Origin of the sequence: Phytopseudomonas daroniae (genome assembly GCF_004327275.1) — a bacterium.
GTDB classification, from domain to species: domain Bacteria; phylum Pseudomonadota; class Gammaproteobacteria; order Pseudomonadales; family Pseudomonadaceae; genus Aquipseudomonas; species Aquipseudomonas daroniae.
Genome location: NZ_QJUJ01000004.1, coordinates 65621 through 78077, shown reverse-complemented (window position 1 = coordinate 78077; position 12457 = coordinate 65621). Strand labels below are relative to the sequence as shown.

At 60.7% G+C, this 12457-nt stretch carries 15 protein-coding genes; 14 read left to right on the top strand and 1 reads right to left on the bottom strand.

Going from position 1 to position 12457, the window contains the following annotated elements; translation table 11 throughout:
- The first annotated feature begins 7 nt into the window (after window positions 1-7).
- Genes DNK10_RS11120 through bamE form a run of 9 tightly spaced genes read left to right on the top strand, consistent with a single transcriptional unit; the run spans window position 8 to window position 4236 of the window.
- Window positions 8-898, top strand: coding sequence for a Mu-like prophage major head subunit gpT family protein (locus DNK10_RS11120; RefSeq protein WP_131191587.1), 891 nt, complete (start codon window positions 8-10; stop codon window positions 896-898).
- A gap of 10 nt (window positions 899-908) precedes the next feature.
- A complete protein-coding gene (locus DNK10_RS25875; protein WP_208738812.1) occupies window positions 909-1352 on the top strand; it encodes a hypothetical protein in 444 nt (147 codons plus the stop codon).
- A 3-nt stretch (window positions 1353-1355) separates the two neighbouring features.
- Window positions 1356-1868 carry a gp436 family protein gene (locus DNK10_RS11110; RefSeq protein ID WP_131191586.1) on the top strand — a complete coding sequence of 171 codons (513 nt, stop codon included), beginning with the start codon at window positions 1356-1358 and terminating at the stop codon, window positions 1866-1868.
- Window positions 1865-2311: a phage tail terminator protein gene (locus tag DNK10_RS11105; RefSeq protein WP_131191585.1), complete on the top strand. Its 447-nt coding sequence runs from the start codon at window positions 1865-1867 to the stop codon at window positions 2309-2311. The genes DNK10_RS11110 and DNK10_RS11105 overlap by 4 nt, the downstream gene beginning before the upstream one ends.
- Window positions 2308-2508: a DUF7210 family protein gene (locus DNK10_RS11100; protein ID WP_131191584.1), complete on the top strand. Its 201-nt coding sequence runs from the start codon at window positions 2308-2310 to the stop codon at window positions 2506-2508. The genes DNK10_RS11105 and DNK10_RS11100 overlap by 4 nt, the downstream gene beginning before the upstream one ends.
- Window positions 2509-2519: 11 nt before the next feature.
- The gene (locus DNK10_RS11095) at window positions 2520-3257 is read left to right on the top strand and encodes a phage tail tube protein (protein ID WP_131191583.1); all 738 of its coding nucleotides are present in this window, start codon (window positions 2520-2522) and stop codon (window positions 3255-3257) included.
- A 1-nt stretch (window position 3258) separates the two neighbouring features.
- Window positions 3259-3753, top strand: a complete 495-nt coding sequence (locus DNK10_RS11090) for a DUF6631 family protein (RefSeq protein ID WP_131191582.1) — start codon at window positions 3259-3261, stop codon at window positions 3751-3753.
- A 23-nt stretch (window positions 3754-3776) separates the two neighbouring features.
- The gene (locus tag DNK10_RS26305) at window positions 3777-3908 is read left to right on the top strand and encodes a hypothetical protein (RefSeq protein WP_279635834.1); all 132 of its coding nucleotides are present in this window, start codon (window positions 3777-3779) and stop codon (window positions 3906-3908) included.
- A 52-nt stretch (window positions 3909-3960) separates the two neighbouring features.
- On the top strand, window positions 3961-4236 hold the full coding sequence (gene bamE / locus DNK10_RS11085) for an outer membrane protein assembly factor BamE domain-containing protein (protein ID WP_131191581.1): 276 nt from the start codon (window positions 3961-3963) through the stop codon (window positions 4234-4236).
- A 55-nt stretch (window positions 4237-4291) separates the two neighbouring features.
- Here the strand turns inward: bamE and DNK10_RS11080 are convergent, their stop codons facing one another.
- The gene (locus tag DNK10_RS11080; protein ID WP_131191580.1) at window positions 4292-4834 is read right to left on the bottom strand and encodes a hypothetical protein; all 543 of its coding nucleotides are present in this window, start codon (window positions 4832-4834) and stop codon (window positions 4292-4294) included.
- A 125-nt stretch (window positions 4835-4959) separates the two neighbouring features.
- On the opposite strand from DNK10_RS11080, the gene DNK10_RS11075 reads away from it, so the two are divergent.
- The 5 genes from DNK10_RS11075 to DNK10_RS11055 are packed head-to-tail and all read left to right on the top strand — an operon-like array spanning window position 4960 to window position 12453.
- Window positions 4960-8178 carry a phage tail length tape measure family protein gene (locus DNK10_RS11075; protein WP_131191579.1) on the top strand — a complete coding sequence of 1073 codons (3219 nt, stop codon included), beginning with the start codon at window positions 4960-4962 and terminating at the stop codon, window positions 8176-8178.
- 4 nt (window positions 8179-8182) lie between these two features.
- Window positions 8183-9031, top strand: a complete 849-nt coding sequence (locus DNK10_RS11070; RefSeq protein WP_131191578.1) for a hypothetical protein — start codon at window positions 8183-8185, stop codon at window positions 9029-9031.
- Window positions 9031-9924: a hypothetical protein gene (locus tag DNK10_RS11065; protein WP_131191577.1), complete on the top strand. Its 894-nt coding sequence runs from the start codon at window positions 9031-9033 to the stop codon at window positions 9922-9924. Before DNK10_RS11070 ends, DNK10_RS11065 begins: the two co-directional genes overlap by 1 nt.
- A gap of 2 nt (window positions 9925-9926) precedes the next feature.
- Window positions 9927-11645, top strand: a complete 1719-nt coding sequence (locus DNK10_RS11060; RefSeq protein WP_131191576.1) for a hypothetical protein — start codon at window positions 9927-9929, stop codon at window positions 11643-11645.
- Window positions 11632-12453 carry a phage BR0599 family protein gene (locus tag DNK10_RS11055; RefSeq protein WP_131191575.1) on the top strand — a complete coding sequence of 274 codons (822 nt, stop codon included), beginning with the start codon at window positions 11632-11634 and terminating at the stop codon, window positions 12451-12453. Before DNK10_RS11060 ends, DNK10_RS11055 begins: the two co-directional genes overlap by 14 nt.
- Window positions 12454-12457: the final 4 nt, after the last annotated feature.

Sequence of the window (12457 nt, the reverse complement as noted above, 5' to 3'; positions counted from 1 at the left end):
GACCCAGATGATCATCAATCAGCAGAACCTACGCGCACTGTTCACTGGCTACAAGGCCAGTTTCCAGAGTGCGTTCGCCGGCATTACCCCGGACTTCAACCAGTTCACCCTGACCGTGCCGTCGACCAACTCGGTCGAGCAGTACGGCTGGCTGGGTAACAGCACCGCCTTCCGTGAATGGTTGGGTGATCGCGTTATCCAGAACCTGGGCCTGCACGACTACAGCATCAAGAACAAGTCGTTCGAGAACACTGTAGGCGTGCCACGCGAGTCCATCGAAGACGACAGCTACGGGCTGTTCACCCCGTTGATGGGGCAACTGGGCCAGGACTCGGCTGAGCATCCCGGCACGCTGATCTATCAGTTGCTCGCCAGTGGGTTCACCGGCATCGGCTACGACGGGCAGAACTTCTTCGACACCGACCATCCAGTGACCAACGCTGCCGGCGCCGAGGGCAGCGTGAGCAACTTCCAGGGCGGCGCCGGTGCTCCGTGGTACCTGCTGGACACCACCCGCGTGCTGAAGCCGCTGATCCTGCAGAAGCGCAAACCGTACAACTTCGTCACGCTCGACAAAGAGACCGACGAAAACGTGTTCATGCGCAAGGAGTTCATCTACGGCGTGGATGCCCGTTTGAACGCGGGTTATGGCCTGTGGCAGTTGGCATACGCCAGCCGCGAGGCGCTGACCCCCGCAAGCTTCAACGACGCCTATGCCTCCATGCAGAGCCTGACCGGCGATCGCGGCAAGAAACTGGGCATCCGTCCAAAGCTGCTGGTGGTGCCGCCGAGCATGCGTGCCCAGGCCCTGGAAGTAGTGAAGGCGGAGCGCAACGCTGCCGGCGCTACCAACATCAACCGCGATGTCGTGGACGTGCTCGTCACGCCGTGGCTGTAAGGAGGCGCTCATGGCTCATCAACAATCGAACAGTGCCGTCCTCAAGGCGACCACCGCTAAAGCAGGAGCGGCTCCGGCTGCTCCTGCAGCCGCCGAACAGCTGGGCAACCAGCCGGCGGCACCTATGAACGGAGCAACCAGCTCCGATGTTGGTACCAGCGGGCAGGACGCCCAACCTGATACCGCTAAGGGTGCACCAGGTGATGCAGCCCCCACCAGCCAGGACGCCGGCGATGATGCGCTGAAGCAGGCGCTGGATGCATTAGCGGCGCCAGTGGAAGCGCTGTTCATCCGTTCTGTCAGCCCACGTGGCTTCCGCCGTTGTGGCCACCGCTTCACCCCTGAAGGCCATGGCATCGCCTTGGACGTGCTCACCGATGATCAGATCAAGACGCTGGCAGAGGATCCCAACCTGCGTGTCGAGCTGAGCACCTTCTCGGGAAAGCCGGAGTAACCCATGTACATCTCCCATACCGAGCTGCATGAGCGTCCTGGTGCGCGTGAACTGGCCGAGGTGGCCACCGCACAGCATGAGCGCATGGTGCCTTATGAGCTGATGGAAGCGGCTCTGACTGGCGCTGATCGCAGTGCCTGGTCGGATGAGGAGAATGCACGGGCTGACGACGCCCTGCAGCGCATTGATGACGCCCGGCGGGATGCCGGGGCAGTCATTGATGGTTACCTGGCCAAGCGCGGTTACCTGCCGCTGGATCCGGTACCGGGCATCGTTGTTGCCTGGTGCCGGGCCATCACCCGTTATTTCCTGCATCAGCACCTCATCAGCGCTGATGACAAGAGCCCGATCGTCCGTGACTACCGGGACGCCCTGAAATTCTTGCAACTGACGGCTGAAGGCAAATTCAGCCTCGGCGCCGATGACCCTGTGCAGAACGATCCCAACCTGGTGGATGTGCGCTTCGAGGCATCACCCAACGTGTTCAGCCGCAATCAGTTGAGGTCGTTTCGATGAGCAATGCGCCGCTGGATACGCGCCTGGTCATCGAGCGCCTGAATATGCTGGAGCAGCTGCAGACGGTAGGCACTGCGGCGGACTACGCGGCGGTGAAAGGGCTTTCCAGCTTCCGCACGCCCTCGGCCTACGCGCTGCTATCCCGTGAAAACGCGATGCCCAATCCCGCAGGTAATTCCACCGGCCGGGTGCGGCAGATGACCGAATCCACCTTCGGCGTGGTGATTGCGGTGCGCAACTACCGATACAGCGATACGGACGCCGCTGACGCACTCGGCCCGATTCTGGATGCGGTACGCGGCGTGATCATTGGCTGGTCACCGCCACTGCCAGGTGCCCGTGGCTGCCAGTTCGTGGCTGGCCAGGTACTGGATTCAAACGACTCGACCCTGCTGTGGGCCGAGGTGTATGCAACTCAACACTCCATCGGGAGCACCTCATGAGTACCAAAGAACCCAAGCCCGTCGAGATCAAGCGCGAAACCGTCGAGCTGATCGCCAACCACAAGCACGCCGGTGTCCAGCGCGTGCCGGGTAACAAGATCGAAGTGACGGCCGCCGAGAAAGCCTGGCTGATCCGCCACAACAAGATCGCCGGCCCGACCCCCACCGAACAACCCGCAGCCACTGCGACTAAATAGGGAGTAACTCCATGCTCGTTTCCCTTCAAGGCTCGATCTACCTGGCTACTCGTAGCGCGCTGGGTAAGTACCAACAGCCGGTCTGGGTCGGTAACGCTCCGGTCTGCACCTTGCAGCTCGCCACCGAAACCACCCCAAAGAACGAAAGCTTCAGCGGTAACCGCCTGCAGATCGGCCTGCTCGATCGCAGCAAGACAGCCACCCTGAACCTCACTCTGGACGAGTGGCTGGTGCAGAACTTGGCGCTTGGCCTGTATGCCAACCACACCCCTTTGGTGGGCGGTACCGTGACCGGTGAGAGCTTGCCTGCCAACCTGATCGAGGGCGAGTTCGTACGCCTGGATCACCCATTCGTGGATGACCTGGAGCTGACCTCCGGTGGTGATCCTCTGGTGCTCGGTACCGATTACCGCGTTCACTCGCCTGCAGGTGGTCTGATCGAGATCCTGGCAGGCCAGGCAACTGCCCCAGAAGCTGCATACGAGTACGCAGCCGTTGATTCCCTGGCCATGTTCACAAGTCGCCCGCCAGAGCGCTGGCTGTACCTGGACGGCATCAACACCGAAACCGGCGAAGCCGTGCTGGTCGACTTGTACCGCTGCAAGTTCAACCCGGTCAGTGAGCTGGGCTTGATCCACGAAGAGTATGGTTCGCTGCCGCTGACCGGCGCGGTGCTGTACGACCCGCTCAACGCCCGCGATGCCAACTTGGGCGGTTACGGTCGCATGATCACCAAGCAGGCGAGCTGACATGGCTGTGCGCGCAAAGTCACCAAGTAAATCCAGTAAAGCCGCAGCCGCGGCTAAAGGCTCGGCAGATGATCTGGCGGTACTGAACTCCGACGTTCCTACCACCATCGCCGGCCGTAAGCTGGTGATGCGTGAGTACGGTTTCATCGAAGGGATGCGATTGCAGGGTCTGTATGCACCTTTCGTGACTGACCTCTACAACAGCATGCGGGACTCAGCAGATGTGCCGCTGCACGAGGTTATCGAGCTGCTCGGCCGGCATACTGACCAGGTGGCCGAACTGATCTCGATTGCTGCGGATGTCGAGCTGAATTGGGTGCGGGGGCTGGATGACGTTAACGGCATGAACCTGATGTATCTGTGGTGGAACGTGAACTGCCCTTTTTTCATGCGGCGCGTGTTCGACCGGCGCAGCGCCGAGCTGGCGGTGGAAAAAGTGCGCGCTGGGGAGACGTCTATGCCGTCCTCATCGAGCACGGACACAGCGCCGCAGTAATAGGCAGCTACACGTTACGCCAGGTGCTGCTGTATCACGAACGTACAGTGGCCCTGGAGCGGCGCCGGCGAGCAGATCTGCTGATCGATGTGAACAAGGCCATGGCTGGCGGCAAGGTGGCGGAAGCCCATCAGAAATACCTCTTGAGTGACTGAGTGAGGCGGGGCTGTTAGAGTCCCGCCCAATTCAACAGATGGAAGGGAAACCATGCGGATCATCATCTCTGTCTTGCTTGCTGCCGTGCTGTATGGCTGCGCTGGCACCAACTTCTCATTCGACAAGGCGCGTCAGGTTGAGGTCGGGATGACCGAGGCTCAGGTGCAGCAACTGCTCGGCCGACCCTATACGGTCGTTTCCCGTGGTGGCTCTCAGCTCTGGGTTTGGAGCCACGGCAACGCCTTTGGCGGCTCTCGCTCAGTCTCATTCGAGATGCAGAATGGCCAGGTGGTCTCGGTGCCTGAGATCCCGTCCTCGTTCAAGTAACCACCACTGAAACACCGTTGCCCGGCCATGTGCCGGGCTTCTTGTTTTTGCCCCGTCAAATCGCTCTTATCAGCCCGTCCGCTCTAGCTGCACTGATGATCTGCTTGATCTTGATCATGTAAATGTCACAAAGGGCTATGACATTTTCGGGGCCGGGCCAGTCGTGAAACCTGTAATCAACGGTGGTCGATTCGACCGTCTTGATGAGAATGACGTCTTGTTGGATGGGCTCATAGGTTGGATCCATCCATCTGGCTTCATCCTCCTCAGTCGAAACTACTCCGCTGGTTGCTCGAACGAGATCTACTACAAGAGTCCGCACGTGCGCCTTCGGACTGACAGGTCTCTCATGTATATCTAGGTCTCGGATGTCTTTGAAGAACTCCACGACCTCATGCTTTTTTAGTAGATCCAAATAGGCGTTCTTCTTCTCAGCATTGCCTTTGGTCTCACGTAATCCGTATTGGAGTACTGATCTGGAGGAAGAGATGAACGCGCTTAGCTGGCGGGTGAAATCTTCGCGGGAGCTATCTCCGACCTGGCACATTTGGCGAAAGAAGTAGTCCGCGTCCGCTATTTTTTGTTCGTAAGGATCCACTGGTTCCGTCCTCGATGGGGTCGCACGCAATTTACATCGTGCCTTTGTTTTTGCCTCGTCCAAAATACTTTCCCTCCCGCGCGCGCGACCATGCCGGCTACATTCCCCGCATGTAGCTCTCCGCAATGGCCAACAACGGCAACCTCGAACTCGCTCTCCGCATCAAGGCCGACCTCGACCAGGGGCGTGCCGAGCTTGCGCGTTTTGGGGAGACGATCGAAGCAGTGGGCACCCAGGCCGAAGCGGCCAATCAGTCCATGGGGCGGATCGGCGAAACCGCCGCTCAGCAGCGTGACCGCATCTTGGCGGTCGCCAACGCCAGCATCGCCCAGAAGCAAGCCCAGGACGAAGTAACCGCCAGCTACATGCGGCAGGACGCCGGTGCCAAGACGTTGAGCGCCACCTGGAAAGAGAATGTCGCGGCGCAGAATGCGTCGATGAATGCCTACCACCAGGCAGAGCGCGCGACCCTGCAGAAAGCCGCAGCAGAACAACGTGCCGCCGAGGCAGCTGCTAAAACCGCTGCTGAAGAAGGCAAGCACGCAGCCGCGCTCAATAAGCTGCTCAATCAGATTGATCCGACCCGCGTGGCCATGGCCAAGCTGGATAAGCAGACCGAAGAACTGGGCAAACACTTTGACGAAGGCCGCATCAGCGTTGCCGACTATGAAAAACAGTTGGCACTGCTCGATCGCAACGTTGCGGGTGTCGACGCAACATCAAGCGCGATGGAAGGCCTTGGCCTGGATACGATGGCAGCACGCAATCAGGTGGGCATGTTGCTGCGTGATTTGGCGTCTGGTAACTGGTCAAGTGCCGCTCAGAACGCGCTACGCCTGGGTAATCGGATGGGGGGTGTAACTGCATCGTTCGCCCGTTTTGCGATACCGGCTGCAGCGGTTACTGCTGCGCTGGCCGCCGTGGGATACACGGCCTACCAGGCCAACGACGATATCGACAGCCTCAACCAGACGCTGGCCGCGAGTGGAAACCTGGCTACGGCTAATGCGCCACGCCTCAATGCGATGGCCGTCGCCATCGGTCAAACCACCGGTCAGACCGCCCAAGCGCGTGAGGTGCTGGCAGGCCTGGCAGCCAGTGGCAAGTTTGCAGGCGACCAGTTGCAGCTGGTTGGCCAGGCAGCGGCCACGATGGCGGCCCTCACGGGCAAGTCCGCTGGTGAGGTGGTTGGCTACTTCCTCGACATGCAGAACGGCGTGGCTCAGTGGGCGGCCGCCGCCAATGACGAATACCGGTTCTTGTCGCTTGCCCAGTTCGAGCACATCGCCAGCCTGGAGCGCCGAGGCCAGAAGGAAGAGGCCCAGGCGCTGGTCACCTCGTTGCTGGCTGCTGCGGAAGAGAAGCGCCTGGCCGATACCCGTGCCAGTCTGGGGCTCCTCGAAGGGGCCTGGGATAAGGCCACCCGCGCAGCTGCAGGCTACTGGGAAAAAGCCAAAGGCTTTGCCCGCATCGCCACCGGTAACGGCACCACGGATGATGAAATCGCCGCCCTGGAAGCCGAAAACTCGCTGGACAGCCTGAACCCGCGTCGGCGCCAGCAGAATGATGAGCGCCTGGCGTTCCTGCGTGACCAGAACCGCCAACTGGACGAGCGCAACGCCTACGAGCAGGCCGAGCAGCGCCGCACCCAAGAATCGATCACTGCACTGTCCGAGCTGCAGGGCCAGCTCAAGGCCGTCGACAAGGAATACGGCAAGGTCGCAGCCACTCAGGAGCTGAATGCGAAGTTCGCCAAGATCTGGCAGGAAGCTGCAGAGAAAGGCACCTCGCCGGAAATCCTCAAGGGTGTTTCCCTTGATGGCAAAGGTGGGTTCAGTGGTGGTGCCTACGACACGCTGATGGAGGGCATCAACAAGCAGTACAAAGAGACGGAGGTGAAAGCCACCGCCGCTGAACGTGCTGCGGCCCAGTTGGCCCGCCAAAATGAAAACTGGGTTGCCCAGTTGGAAAAAGAGGCGGCGACGTTCGGGCAGGGCAAAGCCGCGACTCGTGAATACGAGCTAGAACAACGCAACCTGACCGGAACCCTCAAAGAGCGTGCACAGGCCGCATGGGCCACCCTGGATGCTGCCGAGAAACAGAAGAAGGCCGACGAGGAGCTGGCCAAGGTCGCAGCGCGCTCTGCACAGATCCAGCAGTCGATCGCTGCATCGTTGAAAAGCCAGCGTGAACAGAACGATAACGAGATCGGTGGTTATGGCCAGGGTGCCGCCGTACGCCAGCGCATCCAGGCCGAGCGCGAGATCCGCAAGCAGTACCAGGATCTGCAGAACGACCTCAACAAGGCCACCCCAAAAAGCCAGCTGGGCAGTGATGAGTACACCAGTGGCTCGCTGGCTATCCAGAAAGGTCTGGGCGACGCGCTGGCCGAGAACGCTGCTGCCTATGACCGCCTGAGCGAAAAGCAGCAGGATTGGAGCGCTGGTGCCGCTGAAGCCTTCGCCAACTACCAGGCATCCGCCATCGACATGGCGGCCCAGGTTGAGGAAGTCGTCGGCGGTACCCTGGAGACGATGACTCAGGGCATCGGCGATGCCTTTGCCGACGCCATCGTCAAAGGTGAGGATCTGCGCAGCACCATGGCGAGCCTGGCGCAGACCATCCTCAGCCAGGTGATCACCTCGCTGGTGCAGATGGGGGTGCGCTACGGCATCAATGCCGCCTTGGAAGCGACTGCAATCGGCACAGTGACCGCTGCCCAAGTCGCGGCAGACGGAGTGCGTACCGCATCGGCCGTGGCATCGACTGCGACTGTAACAGCCACTCAAGTGACCGCTGCCGCAACCACTACTGCTGCCTGGACGCCCGCGGCGGTCATGTCATCGATTGGTTCGTTCGGTGCTGCAGCGGCGATCGGCCTGGCTGCAGTGCTGGCCGTTCTGGCTGTTTCCAAGGCATTCAAAGACGGTGGCCACGTCACAGGGCCGGGTACCGGAACCTCCGACAGCATCCCGGCGCGCCTCTCCAACAACGAATTCGTTACCCGTGCTGCGGTGGTTACCCAACCGGGTGCCCTTGGCTTCCTGGAAGACTTCAACGCTCGCGGTATGCGGGCAGTGAACGACTGGGCCGCTCCTGTTCATCACGCCACCGGCGGCCTGGCTGGTACTCCTGCGCCAGCGATGCCTGCACCAGGTTCCGCTGGCGGCACGTTCGCCGAGCCTGCGGCAGGCAACACCACACTGCAGAACGCTGTGAACCTCTACGCCGTGCAGAACGAAGACCAGATCGCCTCGATGGCCTGGGGAAGAGCCGGCGAAGAACACCACGTGGTCTGGCTGCAGAAGAACGCGGCCACCGTTCGATCAATCCTCAAGGTTTGAATTCATGCCTCACACGATAGGTTTCGTCGACAACTCGGGCGGAGTACTCGCCCACTACAAGATGCTGGAGACCATCCGCGACTTCGCGGCGGACAATGGCTGGCAGGTGTTGCGCTACGACACCTCGATCGCCAACCGCGAGCTGATCCTCAAGGGCGTCGGCTACTCCGGCGAGGAAGAGATCTTCGTCGGGTTTCGCACGTATCAGTCCGCGCCAGCCGACTACTACAACCTGCTGGCCGGCGTGTTCACCGGCTACGTGCCCGGCAACACCTTCGATACCCAACCAGGCGCGCGGCTGAGTGGCGTGCCGGCGCATAACAATCGAATCGACTACTGGATGACGCTCAATCCCCAGCGCATTGCCTTGGCCATGAAAGTGGGCACCCCGGTGTATGAGAGCGCATACGTTGGCAAGTGCCTGCCTTACGGTCGTCCGAGCCAGTACCCATATCCGGTTGTGTGCAGCGGCATGCTTGTGGGCGCGGCCACGCTCCGGTTCAGTGATACGACCGTCAACCACACCATGGGCTACAAGGGCAACTCGGCACGCTTGGGCTTGCGCTCGAATGATGGCTGGTTGAACGCCTATTGCTATCCCTGGGGGAATGCTGCCCTGGCGGGCTCGACGACTCAACTGCGCGATACCGACGGCGTGTACCACCTGATTCAAATTGAGCTGCACGACAACAGCGCCAACCTGTGGGGCGCATTGGACGGCATTTTCTACATCAGCGGGTTTAACAACGCCGTCGAGAACACCTTGGTTGTGGATGACATCGAGTACGTCGTGATCCAGGACGTTGCCCGCAACGGTTTCACTGATTACTACGCACTGAGGCTCGACAACTGATGGCTTATTACAGCGGTTCCGCTAATGACATGGATGCGGTGCGTGCGGCACTGGTTGCAGCCTGTACGGCTGAAGGATGGGTGTGGGATAGCTCAACAGAGATGCTGAGCAAACAGGCTTTATTCGTCCGCTTACGGATTGTTGCCGGCTACCTTGAGCTGCTCGGGCGCACTTCTGCTAGTGCCGGAGATGCTCCTAACGTCGTGCGTATGGGCCAGTTGGGGAGTACGGCACTGACCTGGCCGGTTTCCTATGATGTGTTCGTATTCGAGACCGAAGTGTTCATGGTGATCAACTACTCAGTCGACTACTACCAATTCTGCGGTTTTGGGAAATCGGCGGTTCTAGATCTGCCGGGCAGCGGTATGTGGATCATGGCGACGCTTTCTCATGTCGCCGCGTCCAACGGTGTACAAATCGGCGTCGATACAGGCGGCAGCTCCGGACTTGCGCGGGCGGCTCCAGCACCGTTTTGGGCCACTACCTCCTCTGGCACCACTGCCTATCGCGCCAACAGAAATTATTGGATTCACAGCGACATTGATGGCCAGGGCTGGTGGTTGGCCCAGACTATGGATGGCGCGCCGGTTGGTGTGTCAGCGGCTGCACCGCTTGTTGCCTTGCTCCCGAATTCATGGAACAGCGAGGCGGTATTACTACCGATCAGGGGTTGGAAGGTGCGGCCCTCCAGCAAAAACTCGTTAACTGCAGATCTTCTGAATGCACGCTGGACGCGTAACGACAACTACGAACCAGGGCAAGTTATCGACATCGGCACTGAGCGCTGGAAAGTTTTTCCCTGCTACCGCAAGGACGCTGCCAACCGCAATGGCAGCCAGGGTGCTGATCATACGGGCACGCTGGCCTGGGCAATCCGCTATGAGGGGCCATAGTCGTGGCCATCATCAACGCTCAGCATGTTCAGGGGGCGCTGAGCGGCCTGCTAGATAATCCCAACCTGACTGGCGATCATTGGCATTTCGCATGGCTCAACCAGTTCGACCCATCGCCCTATGCCTCGGATAGCCAGCGTGTGGGGCAGTCGCCGCTGACAACCCATTGGCCTGTGGAGGCCAACGGCCGCGAGATCGAGGCGCAGCGCCTCGGCGCCTTTCTTGACGACTACTACTACCGCATCCACATCAATCCACTCCAGATTGACCTCGGCAACGTCGTTTCAGCTCAGACAACCCCCATCTATCTGTGGAACGCATGGCTGGAGCCGCGCACGCTCACCGATATTGCTGGCATAGACGAAGGCATCCTGGTCAGCGGCCAGCCATCGCCGCCACTGTTGTTCCCAGCACTGAAGGAGCTTGAGTGGCAACTGACGGTCACCCCTGACGGCCAGCCTGTGCTCGACACTATCGTCGAGTGGCAGTTCGATAATGGCCGCAACGCCAGCATCCGCGTTACCGCCAACCGCATCATCGGCTGGACGTTCGCGCCCGACTGGGGAGATGGCGTGAGCGAGCGACTTATTTCGGCAACGGACATCATGCAGAGCGAGTCTGCCGTCGAGCAGCGCCGTGCTTTGCGTCCCGCCCCGCGCCGTGAGTTCCAGGCGCCGATGTATGTAGAGGGGCGTGAGCGCCAGTTGCTCGACCTCAGCCTGTTTGGCTGGGGTTCGCGTGTGTGGGCGATGCCGTTGTGGCATGAGATCCAACTGCTCGATGTACCGGTACCGGCCGAGGCAATGGCCATCACCTGCAGCACGGCCTATCTCGACTTCCATGCGGGTGGCCTGGCCATGCTGCTCGGCGAGTCTGCATTCGTCAGTGAAACCGTCGAGATCCTCAGCGTGTCGCCCACTGGCCTGCAGCTCAAGCGCGCAACGCAGCAATCCTGGCCGGCGGGTACGCGGCTGTATCCGGTGCGTAGTGCCCAACTATCCCGCGAGCCTGAGCTGACGCGCCTGACCGACCAACTGATCAGCGCCGATGTGCGCTTCCTGGTGGTCGAGCCCAGCGACTGGCCGGCAGTGATGCCCGCCACCTTATATAGAGGGCGTCCGGTTTACGCAGCCCGGCCAGATGAATCGAAAGACCTCACCAGTAGCTTCTCGCGGCTCACCACCAAGCTAGATAACGGTAGTGCAATGCCGCTGTTCACGGATGTGGCCAACCGCCCGTTGAGCCTGTGCGGGCACCGCTGGATCGATCTCGGCCGGGCGCAACGGGCTGCGCTGCGTTCGTTCATTTATGCAATGAACGGTCGCCAAGCCGCTGTATGGGTGCCGACCCACGCCGATGACGTGACTCTGCTGGACGTGGTGACCGATACAGGTACAACGCTCGATGTCGCCAATATCGGCTACACCCGTTTCGCCAGTGCCAAACCTGGCCGGCGCGATATCCGCATCGAGCTGCACGACGGCACAGTATTCCACCGCCGCATCACGGGCAGTACCGAGCTGGGCCTCGATGTCGAGCGCCTGGTGATCGACAGCGCATTCGGGCGGCAGGTCGAGGTGAACGACGTGGCGCGCATCAGTTGGATGACGTTGTGCCGCCTCAACAGCGACACCGTCGAGATCGAGCACGAGACCGACAGCGAGGGTGTCGCTTCCTGCGCATTCGTGTTCAAAGAGGTTCGTGACGATGAGTTTCAGTGAGTACGAGCGTTCGCTGGCCAGCGGCAAGCCAATTCGCCTGTACCGGTTCAAGCGCGGGGTAATGCGCTGGCTGTACAACACCGGCGACCGTGACCTGGTCATAGGTTCCGAGGTTTACCGCGCCGTGCGGGGCGGGATCATTGATGACGGCATGAACTGGTCAGGCAACCCCGACCAGGATGACCTGGACATCACCGCACCGTTCGACATCGAGGTCGCGCAGCTATACCGGCCGTTCCCGCCCAGCGCAGAAGTTGAGCTGGAGGTTTTCGACATTCATTACGGCGATAGCCAGGCTGTGGCCACCTGGGCAGGCAGCATTGCAACCGTCGACTGGCCAAAAGCCGATCGCTGCACGATCACGTGCCGCTCGATTGAAGCCAGCATGGAGCGTCCTGGCTTGGTCGATACCTACAGCCTCAGCTGCACGGCAGTACTCGGCGACGTGAAATGCCGCGTCGACCTGAACGCCTACCGCGTGACCACCGTGCTGCAGAGCGTGACTGGCGCATCGGTATCCAGTGGTGCGTTCGCGGCGTACCCAGTGGGCTGGTTCACGGGTGGCTATGTCGAGTGGGCTATTGGCAGTGGCGAGTTTGAGCGGCGCCACATCGAGGGGCACAACGGCTCCGTTCTGCAGCTGCTGGGCGGGATTGCGGGTATCAGTGCTGGCATGGAGGTGCGCGTGTACCCCGGTTGCGACTTCCTCTCGACGACCTGCAACAGCAAATTCGACAACGCGATCAACTTCCGGGGCGAGCCCCATCTGCAAGGCGAGTCGCCGTTCAACGGCGCCAATATCTGGTGAGTGC